This window comes from Candidatus Protochlamydia sp. R18 (assembly GCF_000648255.1).
In the GTDB taxonomy this organism is placed as follows: domain Bacteria; phylum Chlamydiota; class Chlamydiia; order Chlamydiales; family Parachlamydiaceae; genus Protochlamydia; species Protochlamydia amoebophila.
This window is the reverse complement of sequence record NZ_BASL01000639.1, coordinates 108,672-125,174: the sequence shown is the minus strand read 5'-3', so window position 1 is coordinate 125,174 and position 16,503 is coordinate 108,672. Positions and strand designations below refer to the sequence as shown.

Below are 16,503 nucleotides of genomic sequence, written 5' to 3'. Positions count from 1 at the left end.
TTGAAAAATATAAGGGTTTGTTAAGCGATTGATTCAAAATGCACGTTTTAAGAGTTGCCGGCATAAGAGATAAAATTCTATAATCATTCGGATATTATACACAAATTTCATTGTGTCATGCCATTCAATTAATAAACTATTTTAGATTTTTCTATTTGAACCCAGCTAATTGGAAGAATTACGTTAAAGCAAGGTATATCAATCCAAGCAAAAGTTTAGCAAAAATTGAATGTTAAAAGAAGAATTAAAAGTTCAGATTAAAGTAAAATCCATCACCAATCACTTTGAAAATAATAGGAGCGCAAGTGGAAGACAAGGAAACGAATCCTGAAAAAGGAAGTTTAATTTCTGCAATATTCTTAGTAGCAGGAACATGCATTGGTGGAGGAATGTTAGCACTTCCTGTATCAACAGGAATAAGCGGATTTATTCCTTCAACAATCGTGATGGGATGCTGTTGGATTGCAATGACTTTGTCAGCATTATTGTTATTAGAAGTGAATTTATGGATGAAGGAAGGCGCGCATGTGATTACTATGTCTTCCACCATTTTAGGTCCGGTAGGCCGTGTGATTAGTTGGATTCTCTTTTTATTTATCTCTTATGCTTCTATTGTGGCTTATACATCTGCTGGAGGATCGTTGGTTAGAGATGTAGCCCCTTCTTTATTGGGAATGTCTATTTCGAAAGAATGGGGATGCTTAATTTTTATCGTTTGCTTTGGAGGAATTATTTACTTCGGAAGTCGTATTGTGGGAAAAGTAAATGCGATTTTTTTTGTTGCGATGATTGTGGCTTATTTAGCTTTAATCAGTACTGGATTGTCTGAAGTGAAATTAGAAATGCTTGGACATCGTCGTTGGTCGACATCATTTTTAGCGATTCCTATTTTATTAACGACATTTAGTTTCCAAACAATGTTACCTAGTTTGACTCCTTATCTAAAAAGGAATGCGATAGCATTACGTTGGGCTATTATTGGAGGAACAACTTTAACTTTTTTTGTTTATTTGATTTGGCAGTTTTTAGTTCTTGGAGTCATTCCTCTTTTTGGACCAAATAGCCTTTTAAAAGCTTTAGAAGTAGGTGAACCTGTAACTCAATTCGTTCGACAACATGTGCAAAGCTCATGGGTTTCTAGTTTGGCTGAATATTTTGGATTTTTTGCTCTTGTTACTTCTTTTTTAGGAATAGCTTTAGGTTTGTTCGATTTTTTGTCTGATGGTTTAAAAATAAAAAAGCAAGGGGTAGGAAAGGTTGTTTTGGGTTTATTGATCGTAATTCCCGCATTTATTTTTTCTGCCTATTTTGAACGGATTTTCTTGCTTGCTTTAGATACTTCCGGAGGGTTTGGTGATTCTATTTTAAATGGAATTATGCCTGTATTAATGGTTTGGATTGGCCGCTATTATCTTCATTTTCCCAATGAAAATCGCGTTCCTGGTGGAAAACCGTTACTTTTATTTGTCTTCGCTTTCTTTTTGACTTCACTGATTATTGAAATTTTAATTCATACAGGATTTATTTGTTCCATTTTTGAAGCTTGTCAAATCATGTTAAATCAACAACAATACGGTATTAGCTTTTAATAAAGGATGGTTATTTATGGGACTTGGTCTTGCTTTCAAAGCATTTATAAAAGCGTTTAAAGATCCTCAAAAAACAGAGGAATTTTTAAAAGACAACTCTTTTACATCAATTGAAATGTTGGATCAATCTCACATTCGATTGTTAAATTATCTTCAACAAGCAAGGCTAATCGATTTTTTAAAAGAAGACATCACTCCCTTTACTGATGCACAAGTAGGGGCTGCTATTCGTAAAATTCATCAAGACTGTTCTCAAGCGCTTGAAGAATTGATGACCATTCGTCCACTAAGAGATGAAACAGAAGGAACAACGGTACAAATTCCAAAAGGATATGATTCTTCTGAAATCAAATTGGTTGGTAAAGTTAGAGGAGAAGCTCCTTATACAGGTGTTGTCGTTCATCGGGGGTGGAAAGCGCTTAAACGTTCTTTACCAAAAAAAACTGGTGAAACGATAACAGATATCATCTGCCCAGCAGAAATAGAAGTAAAATGATTTGTTTTAAGGAATAAGCATGAAAGAAGAAGCAACATATATTATTGGAATTGATTTCGGAACAACGAATTGTACATTAGCTTACACACCCCTAAAAAATAATAATACGTTGCCTGTCATTCAACAAAGTGAGTTAACACAAATTGTTTCTGAACAGACAATCGGAAATTCTTTCTCACTTCCTTCTTTCATTTACTACCCATTAGCCGAAGAACTTTCACAAAACGTGGCAGCTATAAATTGGGATTTAGCTTCTTCCTTTACAATTGGCATATTTGCTAAAGAAAGGGGAGCAGAACTACCTACTAGATTGGTATCATCAGCAAAATCTTGGTTATGTCACAATGCAATTGATCGGAGACAAGCAGTTTTACCTTTTGAATCGGAAGAATTGATAAATAAAATAAGCCCTTTAGATGCTTGTGCAAAAATCTTCCAACATCTTCGTCAATCTTGGGATTTCAATCAACCCAATGCTCCTTTTATCAGTCAGAATATTTTTATTACTGTTCCGGCTTCTTTTGATCCGAGTGCTAGACAATTCGTTCAAGAGGCAGCTGAGCTAGCGGGTTATCCAGAAATCATTTTATTAGAAGAGCCGCAAGCTGCTTTTTATGCCTGGCTATATGCTCATGCTAATGATTGGAGAAACTTATTTAAAGTTAATGAGACAATTTTAGTCATTGATATTGGAGGAGGGACAACAGACTTTAGCTTAATTAAAGTAGAAGAAGAGAATGGGAATTTAACTTTAAGAAGATTGGCTGTAGGATCTCATTTACTTTTGGGGGGAGATAATATCGATCTTAGTTTGGCTTATCTTGCCAAACAAAAGCTAGAAGAAGAAGGCTATACTATTGATCATTGGCAGCTCCAAAGTCTTATTTACCAAGCTAGAGCTGCTAAAGAATTATTAATGAATGAAAATCCTCCTGAAAAAGTCGAAATGACAATCCTTGGGAGAGGAAGTAAGTTAATAGGGAATACTCTTACAACACAATTATCTCAGCAAGAAGTTGAAAAATTCATTTTGGAAGGATTTATTCCTCTCGTTAATCCGGATGAAAAATCTCAACAAGAGCGTCATTTAGGAATTCAGCAGATTGGTCTACCTTATGTTCAAGATCCACGGATATCTTGCCAATTGGCAAAATTTTTATCGATGACAGGGGAGTCAGAGTCGGCCAACATGGATCAATTTATTCTTCCCTCAAAAGTATTGTTTAATGGTGGAACTTTGAAGGCAAAAAAGTTGCGAGATCAGCTTTTAAAATTGCTTAATCAATGGGCTAAAAAACTTAATAAACCCCCACTTACTGAAATTCTCGGTGCAGACTATGATTATGCAGTTAGCAAAGGGGCAGTTTATTATGGTTTAGCTCGGCTTGGGCATACGATTCGTATTCGTGGTGGAACAAGTCGTAGTTATTTCATTGGAGTTGAGGAAGCAGTTCCGGCTGTCCCAGGAATTAGCCCTCCTTTAAGAGCTATCTGTATCGTTCCGTTTGGAATGGAAGAAGGTGAGGAACGAGAGTTAGATCAACAAGAATTTTCTCTGGTTTTAGGAGAAATGGCAACATTTCGATTTTTTAGTCATGTAACACCCCAACTATCCAACGGGACTGAACCAGTAGCTGGAACTATTGTTCGAAATTGGAAACAAGAACTTACTGAGCTTCATCCCATTGAAACAGTATTAAATAAAACAGAAGAAGATGGAAAAATGATTCGTGTGAGATTGAAATCTAAAATCACTGAACTTGGTGTTCTTGAGCTTTGGTGTGTTGCTTCAGATGAGAGAAAATGGAAACTTGAATTTGATATTCGAGACCATAAAAATCAAAACTCAGCTTAAATTGGCAACTAAGAAATGCAAAAATATAAGTGAAACAAACGGGTTGTTTCACTTGATGTCCCTAATTAATTTCTCAAATGAGTAAAGTAGATAGAAGTATACTGACGATTTGATAATCTACGTTTATTTTACTGACTTCGTTCATTTTCAGGCTCTTTTTCATTTAATTCTTAGCCTAATAAAATTTTAGAAATCGATTTTACCCATTTGACTAAGCTGTTCAACAGCCATTAAAAATTCTTCAGAATTTTGACAGTACTGAGGCAAAAAAAATTTCAAGAATGAAGCTGTTTGTAAAATAGTTCGGATTTTGAAAAAGCGTGAAAAGCATTATTATTCAGTTGATAAATTGTAATTCAATAGCTGATCCTTAAAAGGATTTTTGCCACCTCTTTTTAATTCTCTTCCATACAAATTGGATTTCATTGGTTAATTATAATTTATAATTAATTTTTTAAAATTTTAAGTTTAACTAAATATTAACCAATAGTTTTTTCGACATTTATTAACCATTTTAAAGCATCTTGTTTCATACGAAGGTACATGCTATAAAGGCCATTAGCGCGATTTGGAGTCAAACTTGCACTAATTCCTAATTCGTCTAAATAAGTAGGAGGGCACTTTAATACTGTCTCAGGTGTTTCCCCACTATAGACCTTTACAAGTAAGGCAGCTAACCCCGCGGAAATTAAAGCATCAGACTCTGCTCGAAAAAAAATTTGCCCATTGACCAGCGAAGATGATAAATACATTTGACTTTGGCAGCCTTTAACAAGATTTGTAGGAATTTTCTCCAAATCTGTTAAATTGGCTTGTTGACGCCCGAATTCAATAATTTTTTGATAACGATCTTCTGGTGTTGAACAAGTAGAGAATAGCTCTTTAATTTGGCTTTGTTTATTTAAACAGGTCTGGAACATAAATCTCTAATTTTTAATTCATTGTGTTTGTTAATTTTATTTTAATCCATTACCGCTTTTAATAGGAGAAAAAATTTTAAGAGTGATGGGTAAAAATTTATTATCTAAGTTTGCGCTGCTGGTAGAGGTAATGCATCAAATTCTTGTAGTTCTTTTTGGATTTTGGACAAAGTGATATCCAGAGTGAGTTTGCTGTATTCTCCAAAATTACCTACCCCTTGAAGTTCATTTTGAGAGTTTGTTTCAAAAGTAAGACTTTTCGCTTTTTGCTTTAATTCCTCAAGTTTATCAAAAAGTTTTTTTTGAGCTGCGCTTATTGCTAGTGTTTTGGCTGTATCTGGTTTAATTTTATGACTTGCATTCATAAGCCCAGCTTCTCTAATAAATAGAGGCCCAAAAGTTGTGCTAGCTTCTTGTAAAGCTTGATGAACTTCCCCTAAAATAGAAACTAAATTTTCATAGCTTTTTTTATTCGCTGGGTCTCTTGCAATTAAATTATTATGTCCGTTGATTAATGAACCAGGATTTTCAGGATTACGAAAAGCATATTTCTCTGACCATGCCGCTGTATAAGCATTTCCAATTCCTTGCTGAACTTCCTGTTTTGTTTTGTATTTTTCTAGAAAAGCGTGGCTAGCAGTTTTTGTATTAGAAGCATTTAATAAATTTTGCATGTCGTGAATAATGCGACGTATTTCGTTTAAAAGTGGTTTATTTTTTTCTAATTTAAAACTCGCCAACTCATTTTTTGCGCTTTGAAGTTCTTTCAATTGTTCTTTAAAGATTTTTTCTTTACTGGAAATTGTGGCTTTTGTTGCATCTATTTCTCCTTTTGAAGCACCATGATTAAGCATTTTATCTAAATCTTCCCGAGCTTGTTCTAAAAGAAGTAAATTTTTAGCGTAATCAGAAAGAGTAAATTGAATTTTTGTTAATTTTTCTTGGAGTTTTTTATTAGAAATTGTCTGCAACTTAGATTTATCTTTTTTTGTTGTTTTTACTTTTGTTTTTAACGCTTCTATAAATCCATTTTTCCTTGTTACCCCTTCTTTTTTCGCTGGTTTAACTTTACCTTTTGCCGCTGCTTTAACTTCAGCTTGTTGGATTGCGTCCAATTTGCTTTGACTAAATTGGCCGCCAACCATTACATTATTAGCTCCGTACTTATTAATGGCATCTAATTGATCTGAAGTAAATTGAGATAGGTAAGGATGTGGAGGTGGGGTAAATTCCTTTTGAATAGGTGGCTTTGTAGTTGTGTTTACTCCGATTTGGGCTTCTATATCAGCATTTTGCTTAGATAATTTGTTTTGCATAATAGATTGTATATCTTGATAAAGCTCTTTAGTATTTGCTTCTTCATGAGTCATGTTTTTGTCGTTAATTTGAATACCTTGTTGATCAATTTTAGCGCCTTGAAAATCCTCGCTAATTAAATTTTTAGCAAATATCATATAAGCAACTCTTGTCGCAATTTGCGTCATTGTATCTGCATCTAAAGGATGGTCACTGTTGACATTAATAAGAGAGACAGCGAATTTGCGTCCATTGGCATCAATAATTCCTTTATTAGACTCCTTATCGATATTGACCTTAATTCCTCGACTTTCCAGTGTTTGCGTCATCTTGTCAATTTGAGAATATGAGGATGACAAAGATAGATTAGAATTCATACTTTATAATCCTTTTCTTGTAGTTTGTTAATTATGAGATTTGCTTTATAATAATTAATTATAATATTATTTTTAATTTTAATTAAACATGTACAATTAATTAACTAAAAAATTTAAAATAAAATTTTATAAATAACTAAAATTAAATTTTATTTAATAAATCTCTTGTAATTAAATCCTTACAAGTCTAAAATAAGCAAAAACACTGGTATGTTTTTTCATTGGTAATAAGAAGATCAATCAAAATGAATTTTCTTGATTTTTTGACTTGACTTTTATCTATAAAATGCTAATTTATTAGTCACTATTTCGAAGATTTGTCTTTTCAATTTTATGAAAAGAAGAACTTCTTCTTGTTTTTTAGGTTTTATTACAAGCGGCAACATGGCTAAAGAAGATACAATTAAGATTGAAGGAAGTGTCGAAGAATTGCTCCCTAATATGCATTTTCGAGTTTCTCTTCAAAATGGATTAAATGTGATCGCACATCTTTGTGGAAAAATGCGTATGAAAAACATACGTGTTCTAGTCGGAGATGTTGTTACTGTAGAGATGTCGCCTTATGACTTAAGCAAGGCAAGAATTATTTTTCGACAGCGCTAGCGATAGATTAACACAAAGAGTGTTGATTTTTTTTAGCTGACTCTCTACGCTTATTAAATTTTTAATCATGGGTAGAAAGCGCTTTTGCAAGATTAGCTTGCCCAGATAGCTCAGTGGTAGAGCATTTGCATGGTAAGCAAAAGGTCGTAGGTTCAATTCCTATTCTGGGCAGACTTAACATTAATAAACAAGATATATCCATTTACTGGAGCTTAACGGAGGAATTAAAATGGCTAAAGAAACTTTTCAGCGGAAGAAGCCACACGTCAACGTTGGAACGATTGGTCACGTCGACCACGGGAAAACCACGTTAACAGCCGCTATCACAAAGGTGCTCGCTGAAGCGGGTGGGGCGAAATTTAGAGATTATGCTTCTATTGATAATACGCCTGAGGAAAAAGCACGTGGTATCACTATTAACTCAAGCCACGTTGAATACGAAACAGATGCACGTCACTATGCACACGTAGATTGCCCAGGTCACGCCGACTATGTAAAGAACATGATTACTGGTGCTGCTCAGATGGATGGAGCAATCCTCGTTGTTGCTGCTACAGACGGAGCAATGCCTCAAACGCGCGAACATATTTTGTTAGCTCGCCAAATGCAAGTTCCTGCTATTGTTGTATTCCTCAACAAAGTGGACATGCTCGGTGAAAGCGATTCAGAACTTCTCGATCTCGTTGAGATGGAACTACATGAATTGCTCGAATCTAAAGGTTACCACAATTCTCCAATTATTCGAGGTTCAGCTTTACGTGCATTGGAAGGAGATCCAAAATACGTTGAAAGTATTAAACAATTGATGAAAATTGTTGATGAAGCTGTTCCAACACCTCAACGTGAGACAGATAAGCCTTTCTTAATGCCTGTTGAGGACGTCTTTTCTATTTCTGGTCGAGGTACTGTGGCGACAGGTCGTGTAGAGCGAGGCGTTGTTAAGATCAACGACAAATTGCAACTCATTGGTCTTGGAGACACACGGGATACAGTAGCCACCGGTCTTGAAATGTTTAATAAAATCTTGGAAGAAGCTCGCGCAGGAGAAAACGTTGGTATCCTGTTAAGAGGTTTAACCAAGACCGATATTGAGCGTGGAATGTGCCTCGTTGCTCCTGGAACTTGTACTCCGCATACAGAATTTAAAGGTCCAGTTTACGTATTAACAAAAGAAGAAGGTGGACGTCATAAACCATTTTTCTCAGGATATCGTCCTCAGTTATATTTCCGTACTACAGACGTAACTGGAACAATTGAGCTTCCAGCTGGTGTAGAAATGGTTATGCCTGGCGATAACGTAGAAATTACAGTGAAATTGATTGCTCCAATCGCGATGGAAAAAGGGATGCGTTTTGCGATTCGTGAAGGTGGACGTACAATTGGTGCGGGAACCGTTTCCGAAATCCTTAAATAATCAATTTTTGGTAAAAAGATAAGGGTAGAGTTTTCTCTACCCTTTTTAATAATGTTTTTTGGGTGTGTAGCTCAGCTGGTAGAGCAACGGTCTCCAAAGCCGTCGGTCGGGGGTTCGAATCCCTCCGCACTCGTTGTAAATAGACATTTTTGTGATTAATTTTTTTGAAAAAATCAATCGTTATTAAAACGATAAAGCAGTCAAAAAGTGTGATTTTTTACAAACAAGCAAAGCTCAAGAAAAGTCTAATAGTGTTTTTTCAAATCAACAAGCTTCTAATTGATCAACTTAAGTTGCCACAATTTAAAAAGGTGCTAAAAAGTCATTTAAATTTGACGAAGGCAAGAGAGGTATAAACGTGGGTTCGGAAATAAAAACTATGGAAATGAAAAAAACGCAAGTATCGCCGACTGTGGAAAAAGCCGTAGAAAGCTCTTTTACGGTTAAAAAGGCGCGTAATTTTGTCGCCGATGTAAAAAGTGAAATTTACAAAATTAACTGGACAAGTCGCGACGAGTTGATTGTTTATACAAAAATTGTTGTTTTAGCGACCTTTTTATTTGGAATGTCTATCTACTTATTAGATTTGATGGTTCAAGGTACGCTCGGTGGATTAAATCTTTTGCTCCGCTTAATTAGTGGGTAATGACTTGAAGTTCATAAAATCATGAGCAAGTACAGAAATCGGATAGGTATTAGGTGATACATGTATAAATGGTATGTTGTGCAAGTGCTATCCACGCACGAAAAAAAAGTCAAAAAAGCGTTGGAAGAGCATCTCGAATTAAAAGGGATGTCAGGTGAAATCGAGCAGATTTTGCTTCCAACTGAAAATGTGTCAGAAGTTAAAAAAGGTCAGCAACATGTTGTTGAAAAACGTTTGTGGCCTGGTTATTTGCTCATCAAAATGAATCTTAGTGATGAATCTTGGCAATATGTAAAAAATACTAATGGTGTCATTGATTTTCTAGGTGGAGATAAACCGACGCCTCTGACAGATCTCGAAGTGGGTGAAATTTTAAAAGATCTAGAAGATAAAAAACGGAAAATTACTCAAAAACATAAATTTGAAGTTGGTGACCGTGTTAAAATTACCGACGGTGTTTTTGTTAATTTTATTGGAACGGTAACTGAAGTATTTCATGATAAAGGTCGTTTAAGTGTCTTGGTATCAATATTTGGCCGTGATACTCGAGTAGATGATTTAGAATTTGTTCAAGTTGAAGAAATTTCTGATGACGCTGAAATCACTTAAATTTAGATTTAAGGTTATTATTTTTTGAAATTTTAACAAAAAATCAATAAAACTAAAAAAACGCTAGAATTTTCTAGTCGTTTTTTGTATACTTCATTTCCTTTCGTTTGAACGGAAAAGAAACTGGATAAAATCTGAGAACAGATTGCACTGAGCGCCTCTATCTAAGTGTAAATCAGAAACCAGGTTTTACCATTAGATAAAACGTATAGAGGACAATATGTCAAAAAAAGTTGTTAAGGTGATCAAGCTGCAGATTCCTGCAGGGAAAGCCAATCCAGCTCCTCCAATCGGACCAGCATTGGGAGCAGCGGGTGTAAACATCATGGCTTTTTGTAAGGAATTTAATGCGAAAACACAAGCGATGGCGGGGGATGTACTTCCTACACTCATCACTGTGTATCATGATAAGTCGTTTTCATTTATAACTAAAAAGCCCCCTGTTGCCGAATTGCTTAAAAAAGCAAAAGGAATAGCGAAAGGTTCAGGCGTTCCAAACCGAGATAAAGTTGCAAAAATTACACGTTCAGAAGCGCGCAAAATTGCTGAAGAAAAAATTCAGGATATGAACGCTGCAGATTTGGAAATGGCAACTAATATTGTTTTGGGAACAGCTCGTTCCATGGGAATTGATCTCATAAAAGAGTAGAGAATAATATATGGGTCGTCCAAGTAAAAGAATTCGGGAGATAGCTAAATCGCTGGATGCGGCGAAAGCATACACGATTAGAGAAGCTATCGATATTTTAAAGAAATGCCCTCCTGTCAAATTTGATCAGACAGTAGAAGTTTCTTTAAAACTCGGTGTTGACCCTCGTAGATCGGACCAAAGTGTTCGCGGAACTGTTTCATTACCGAATGGAACGGGTAAAACGATGAAAATTCTCGTTTTCGCGAAAGGTGACAAAGTTAAAGAAGCTTTGGAAGCGGGTGCCGATTACGCAGGTCATGATGAACTTCTAGAAAAAGTTAACGGGGGTTGGACAGATTTTGATGCTGTTGTTGCAACACCTGACATGATGCGAGAAGTGGGTAAGTTAGGTAAGGTTCTCGGACCACGGGGTTTAATGCCCACTCCAAAAGCAGGAACAGTGACAACAGATATTGCTAAAGCGATTCAAGAGCTTAAAGCAGGAAAAATTGAGTTTAAGCTAGATCGTCATGGTGTCATTAATAATGGAGTAGGAAAAGTTTCTTTTGAGTCTAATAAGCTTGAAGAAAATATTCGCGCGTTTTTGATTGCTATTCAGCGTGCTAAGCCTGCTTCTGCTAAAGGTCACTATATGAGATCGCTAGCCATTTCCTCTACAATGGGGCCTGGCCTTAAAATTGACCTACGCGAATCTGATTTAGCAGCTAAGGAGTCATAAACTTATGAGAGAGGAAAAACAACTCCTTAAACAAGAGATTATTGATAAGATTCAGCGTTATCCTGCTTTTGTCATTATGCAATATGCTGGATTAACAGCTAACCAAGCAAATGATTTTCGTCGCCAACTGGGAAAAATTGGTGGTGATGTTGAAGTCGTGCGTAAACGTGTTTTGCTTAAAGCTGCTAAAGATGCTGGACTCGAACTAGACGTTTCTTCTTTAAATGGCCATATTGGTTTGGTGTTTTTAGGAGAAGATCCGATTGAAGCAACAAAAACAGTTTTTAAATTCAGTCAAGAGCGTGAAAAAATCATCCAAGTCCTCGGTGGACGTTTTGATGGACAGATTTATAGCGGTGATGATGTTGAAAAACTTTCGAAGTTGCCAAGCAAAGACGAAATGCGAGCTCAATTCCTCAGTACTCTGGAAGCTCCAATGGCTCAAACCTTGGCCGTTGTTGAAGCCCTCCTTGCAAGCGTTGCATACTGTTTGGATAATAAAAGCAAGCAAGGAAGCGAGGAACCAGAAAATAGCGCAAGTGAAGCCTAAGGTTAATCCATTCCACTAGAATTATTAACAGAAGTTATAGAAAATTAAGAGGTAAATACCGTGAGTAAGAAAAAAACAGAAGAACTAGTCGATGCACTAAGTGAATTGACCGTTTTGGAAATGGCTGAACTCAAGACTCTACTCGAAGATAAATGGGGTGTTAAAGCCGCAGCTCCTGTCGCAGTAGCAGCTCCTGCTGCTGGTGCTCCTGCTGCTGCTGTAGTTGAATCTACAGATTTCCAAGTCACTTTAACTGAAGCTCCAGCTGATAAGAAAATTGGAATCATTAAAGTTGTGCGTGAAATTACAGGTCTTGGTTTGAAAGAAGCAAAAGACTTAGTAGAAGCAGCACCTAAAGAATTGAAGCCTACAGCTCCAAAAGCAGAAGCTGAAGACATTAAAAAGAAAATTGAAACAGCTGGTGGAAAAGTCACTTTAAAAGGGCTTTAATCCTCTAACTATTTTAGTTAATGTGAACCAAGTGCAAAATTAAAACTCTTGCACTTGGTCTTGTGCTATTTTAATATTTATTTTTTAATTAAGATACCATAACTATTAGGATTCTAATAGATGCTAGTAAACGAATTACAATCTAATTCTATTCATATTTTTTCCAGTTATTTTTTGTTTTTTTATGAGCACTGTTTGTTAATTTTTGCAGGGCAGAAGAGGACTTTTGGTTTTTGACAGTTCGATTGGTTTATCAATCGTACACTCAAAATTCAAAATTCTGAGTTTTATTAACAGGTGATTTTTTGCTAATAAACTTGATGAAAGGCTAAAAAAGCGCTTAATCAAAGTAAATTTTTCAACTTAAGTTGTCAAAAATAGTAAAAGTTCACAAACATCGGTATTTTAATGGATCAAGCAAACAGCTATTTAGAAAAATATCGAGTCAATTATATCTATTCGTCTCAAGTAAAGCCATAGTAGGAGTCCTTCATAATGTTGCAAAGGCCGCCACATCGCGAGAGTTTTAATGATAAGGAAGAAATTATCGATCTTCCAAATCTGATAGAAATTCAGATCAAATCATACAACCAATTTCTTCAAGCCGATAAATTTCCTGATGAAAGGGAAAATATTGGCTTACAAGAAGTTTTTACCGAAATTTTTCCAATTAAGTCTTATGACGAGAAAACTATTTTAGAATTTTTGTCATATAACCTAGGAGTGCCTAAGTATAATCCTGAAGAATGTATTCGCCGGGGAATCACTTATAATGTCACTTTGAAAGTAAAGTTTCGTCTAACAGATGAAACCGGAATTAAAGAAGAGGAAGTCTACATGGGAACAATTCCTGTGATGACTGATAAAGGAACATTTATTGTTAATGGTGCAGAGCGTGTTGTTGTTTCTCAACTTCATAGATCTCCAGGAATATGCTTTGAACAAGAACGCCATTCTCGTGGGAACGTGATTTACTCATTTCGTATCATCCCTTACCGAGGAAGCTGGCTTGAAGGAGCTTTCGATACAAATGACTTAATTCACATCTACATCGATCGTAAAAAACGACGCCGCAAAATCCTTGCGACAACTTTTATTCGTGCTTTAGGTTATTCTTCTAACAGTGATATTATTGAAGAGTTTTTCACAACTCGTAAGTATAAAATTAAAAACGAGAAAGAGTTTGCTAAACTTGTTGGTAAAATTCTAGCTCAAGATGTTGTCGATGAAGAATCAGGACTGGTATTTGGTAAAGCTTCTGAAAAATTAACGACAGCTATGCTTAAACGTATTGTAGATGCTGGGATTGATGTCATTCGTATTGCAGAAGATGCGGATGAAACAAGCCCTGTTATTAAAATGCTTGCAAAAGATCCAACAGATTCTTACGAATCCGCTTTAAAAGATTTTTATCGTAAAATTCGTCCGGGTGAGCCAGCAACTTTATCTAATGCCCGTTCAGCAATTATGCGTCTTTTCTTTGATCCAAAGCGTTATAATCTCGGACGTGTTGGTCGTTACAAGCTCAACAGTAAATTAGGTTGTGAAATTAATGATGAGAAGTTACAGACGGTCACATTAGATAAAGAAGATGTGATTGGAGCTCTGAAATATTTGATCATGTTAAAAAGTGGTAGCGAAGAAGCCTCAATCGATGATATCGATCATTTGGGCAATCGTCGTGTTCGCTCCGTTGGAGAACTCATTCAAAATCAATGCCGCATTGGTTTGGCACGAATGGAGAAAATTATTCGGGAAAGAATGAATCTTTTTGACTTTTCATCAGATACATTAACTCCTGGTAAGATTGTCTCCGCAAAAGGGTTGTCAGGAGTTTTAAAAGACTTCTTTGGTCGTTCACAACTTTCACAATTTATGGACCAAACAAATCCAATTGCAGAGTTAACTCATAAACGAAGACTTTCATCTCTTGGACCTGGTGGTTTAAACAGAGATCGTGCTGGATTTGAAGTACGAGACGTTCATACAAGTCATTATGGACGTATTTGCCCAATCGAAACACCTGAAGGGCCAAACATTGGTTTGATCTCTTCTCTTTCATCGTTTGCTAAGATTAATGAATTTGGATTTATTGAAACACCTTATAGAATTGTTCGTGAGGGGGTTGTAACAGATGAGATCGAATACATGACAGCCGATCAAGAAGAACAGTGCGTGATTGCGCAGGCTTCTGCTCCGCTGGATGAATACCATATGTTTGCTGAACCCATCTGTTGGGCTCGTTATAAAGGTGAGCAATTTGAAACAGATACGAAAAATGTTACACATATGGACGTATCGCCGAAGCAGCTTGTTTCAATTGTTACCGGATTGATTCCATTCCTTGAGCACGACGATGCGAACCGTGCATTGATGGGATCAAACATGCAACGTCAGGGGGTTCCTCTTCTCAAACCTACTGCTCCAATTGTAGGTACTGGATTGGAGGCTAGGGCAGCACGTGACTCAGGAGCTGTTTTAATTGCCCATGAGGACGGAGTTGTTGATTATGTCGATGGTTTAAAAATTGTTATTTCTCCTGATGACAATCGTTTAGAAAAAAGAACTTATTTGCTTAAAAAGTTTATTCGTTCTAACGCAGGTACTTGTATCAATCAGCGCCCTCTCTGCCATGTGGGTGATAAAATAAAAGCCGGAGATGTGATTGCAGATGGACCGGCAACAGATAAAGGGGAAGTGGCGCTTGGACGTAATGTCTTAGTTGCCTTCATGCCTTGGTTTGGTTACAACTATGAAGATGCGATCATCATTTCTGAAAAGCTTCTTCGCGAAGATTATTATACTTCTCTTTACATTGAAGAATTTGAATTAACGGCGCGTGATACAAAACTTGGAAAAGAAGAAATTACACGCGATATTCCGAATGTATCAGAGGAAACATTAAGGAACTTAAATGACGATGGAATTATTCGTATCGGAGCAGAAGTAAAGCCTGGCGATACATTAGTTGGTAAAATTACCCCAAAATCCGAAACAGAATTAGCCCCAGAAGAGCGTTTACTACGCGCGATTTTTGGTGATAAAGCTTCTGATGTTAAAGATGCATCTTTGATTGCTCCTCCTGGAACAGAAGGGGTTGTTATGGATGTTAAAGTCTTTAGTAGAAGAGATAGACTATCTAAGACTGATGATGAACTTGTTGAAGAAGCTTCAAAATTGAAAGATATTCAGCGTGAATATAAATCTAATCAAGCCCAGCTTCGTACTGAAAAACATGAACGAGTAGGAGCTCTTCTTCTGAATGAAACAGCTCCAGGTAATATTGTTCATCGTCGAACAGCGGAAATTATTGTCGATGAAGGAGATTTAATCACACAAGATCTCATTGAAGCTTTGGAAAAAGAGAGTGTAGAAGATCTATTGATGCCTGAAAATGACATCTATACAACGTTACGACAAATTTTACACGATTATGAAATTGCTCTGCAAACCGTGGAAACACAGTATAAAACTCAGTTAGAGTTTATGCGTAAAGGAGATACAGATTTAGATCCGGGTGTCATTCGTCAAGTCAAAGTCTACGTAGCTTCTAAGCGTAAGTTGCAAGTTGGTGATAAAATGGCTGGTCGCCATGGAAATAAAGGGGTCGTCTCCAAAATTGTTCCAGAAGCTGACATGCCATTCCTTTCAACTGGGCAGACAATTGAAATTATTCTTAATCCTTTAGGCGTACCTTCACGTATGAACATGGGACAGTTGTTTGAAACTCACTTAGGAATTGCTGCTAAGCATACTGGAATAACAGTAAAAAGCCCTGTATTTGAAGGTTTCCCAGAAGAAAAAATTTGGGAAATGATGAAAAAGGCGGGTCTTCCAGAAGATGGTAAGTTTTTCCTTTATGATGGGTGCTCTGGTGAGCGCTTTGATAATAGCGTTGTGGTAGGTTACATTTATATGTTGAAGTTGAGCCACTTAGTAGCTGATAAGATCCACGCTCGTGCAGTTGGGCCTTATTCACTTGTGACTCAGCAACCATTGGGTGGTAAAGCTCAAATGGGTGGTCAACGTTTTGGAGAGATGGAAGTTTGGGCAGCCGAGGCTTATGGAGCCGCTCATCTCTTACAAGAAATGCTAACTGTTAAATCTGACGATGTAGCTGGTCGTACACGTATTTATGAATCAATCGTGAAAGGGGAAAACCTGCTTAAATCAGGAACACCGGAATCTTTTAACGTATTGATTAAAGAAATGCAAGGGCTTGGCTTAAATGTCTATACAGAAGCCGTTGATGACTCTTGATTAAATAGATGATTTGTTACTAGTACCGAAAAAGAAGAAATGCCATTAGGTGTTTCTTCTTATCTGAA

The 16,503-nt window shown here is 36.5% G+C and carries 14 protein-coding genes and 2 tRNA genes; 14 read left to right on the top strand and 2 right to left on the bottom strand.

The features are described from left to right. Nucleotides 1-305 precede the first annotated feature (305 nt). The 3 genes from TY19_RS03510 to TY19_RS03500 are packed head-to-tail and all read left to right on the top strand — an operon-like array spanning nt 306 to nt 3,940. Complete coding sequence (locus TY19_RS03510) at nt 306-1,589, top strand: amino acid permease (protein ID WP_042280183.1); 1,284 nt, start codon at nt 306-308, stop codon at nt 1,587-1,589. A gap of 16 nt (nt 1,590-1,605) precedes the next feature. After that, a complete protein-coding gene (locus tag TY19_RS03505) occupies nt 1,606-2,085 on the top strand; it encodes a DUF2760 domain-containing protein (protein ID WP_042280181.1) in 480 nt (159 codons plus the stop codon). 19 nt (nt 2,086-2,104) lie between these two features. Further along, nucleotides 2,105-3,940 (top strand): Hsp70 family protein, encoded by a 1,836-nt coding sequence (locus tag TY19_RS03500; protein WP_042280180.1) that lies wholly within the window; start codon nt 2,105-2,107, stop codon nt 3,938-3,940. 479 nt (nt 3,941-4,419) lie between these two features. On the opposite strand, the gene TY19_RS03495 is transcribed toward TY19_RS03500, so the two are convergent. Together TY19_RS03495 and TY19_RS03490 are read right to left on the bottom strand one after the other, a co-directional pair. After that, the gene (locus tag TY19_RS03495) at nt 4,420-4,860 is read right to left on the bottom strand and encodes a SufE family protein (RefSeq protein ID WP_042280178.1); all 441 of its coding nucleotides are present in this window, start codon (nt 4,858-4,860) and stop codon (nt 4,420-4,422) included. Between the two features lie 104 nt (nt 4,861-4,964). Continuing rightward, on the bottom strand, nt 4,965-6,533 hold the full coding sequence (locus TY19_RS03490) for a hypothetical protein (RefSeq protein WP_042280176.1): 1,569 nt from the start codon (nt 6,531-6,533) through the stop codon (nt 4,965-4,967). Nucleotides 6,534-6,917: 384 nt separating this feature from the next. On the opposite strand from TY19_RS03490, the gene infA reads away from it, so the two are divergent. From infA to rpoB, 11 genes are all read left to right on the top strand, one after another. After that, the gene (infA, locus tag TY19_RS03485; RefSeq protein ID WP_039357243.1) at nt 6,918-7,136 is read left to right on the top strand and encodes a translation initiation factor IF-1; all 219 of its coding nucleotides are present in this window, start codon (nt 6,918-6,920) and stop codon (nt 7,134-7,136) included. Between the two features lie 99 nt (nt 7,137-7,235). Beyond that, a tRNA-Thr gene (locus TY19_RS03480) sits at nt 7,236-7,307 on the top strand. Nucleotides 7,308-7,365: 58 nt separating this feature from the next. Beyond that, complete coding sequence (tuf, locus tag TY19_RS03475; RefSeq protein ID WP_011175145.1) at nt 7,366-8,550, top strand: elongation factor Tu; 1,185 nt, start codon at nt 7,366-7,368, stop codon at nt 8,548-8,550. Nucleotides 8,551-8,610: 60 nt separating this feature from the next. After that, nucleotides 8,611-8,683, top strand: a tRNA-Trp gene (locus TY19_RS03470). 246 nt (nt 8,684-8,929) lie between these two features. Beyond that, a complete protein-coding gene (gene secE / locus TY19_RS03465) occupies nt 8,930-9,196 on the top strand; it encodes a preprotein translocase subunit SecE (RefSeq protein WP_042280258.1) in 267 nt (88 codons plus the stop codon). Between the two features lie 60 nt (nt 9,197-9,256). Further along, nucleotides 9,257-9,805: a transcription termination/antitermination protein NusG gene (gene nusG, locus TY19_RS03460; protein WP_039357230.1), complete on the top strand. Its 549-nt coding sequence runs from the start codon at nt 9,257-9,259 to the stop codon at nt 9,803-9,805. Nucleotides 9,806-10,025: 220 nt separating this feature from the next. Continuing rightward, entirely contained in the window at nt 10,026-10,454 is a 429-nt protein-coding gene (gene rplK, locus TY19_RS03455) for a 50S ribosomal protein L11 (protein ID WP_011175150.1), read from the top strand. A gap of 10 nt (nt 10,455-10,464) precedes the next feature. After that, nucleotides 10,465-11,175 (top strand): 50S ribosomal protein L1, encoded by a 711-nt coding sequence (rplA, locus tag TY19_RS03450; RefSeq protein WP_011175151.1) that lies wholly within the window; start codon nt 10,465-10,467, stop codon nt 11,173-11,175. Between the two features lie 4 nt (nt 11,176-11,179). Then, a complete protein-coding gene (gene rplJ, locus TY19_RS03445) occupies nt 11,180-11,725 on the top strand; it encodes a 50S ribosomal protein L10 (RefSeq protein ID WP_011175152.1) in 546 nt (181 codons plus the stop codon). Nucleotides 11,726-11,785: 60 nt separating this feature from the next. Continuing rightward, nucleotides 11,786-12,175 (top strand): 50S ribosomal protein L7/L12, encoded by a 390-nt coding sequence (rplL, locus tag TY19_RS03440; RefSeq protein WP_011175153.1) that lies wholly within the window; start codon nt 11,786-11,788, stop codon nt 12,173-12,175. A gap of 495 nt (nt 12,176-12,670) precedes the next feature. Beyond that, nucleotides 12,671-16,435, top strand: a complete 3,765-nt coding sequence (gene rpoB, locus TY19_RS03435; protein WP_011175154.1) for a DNA-directed RNA polymerase subunit beta — start codon at nt 12,671-12,673, stop codon at nt 16,433-16,435. Nucleotides 16,436-16,503 lie beyond the last annotated feature (68 nt).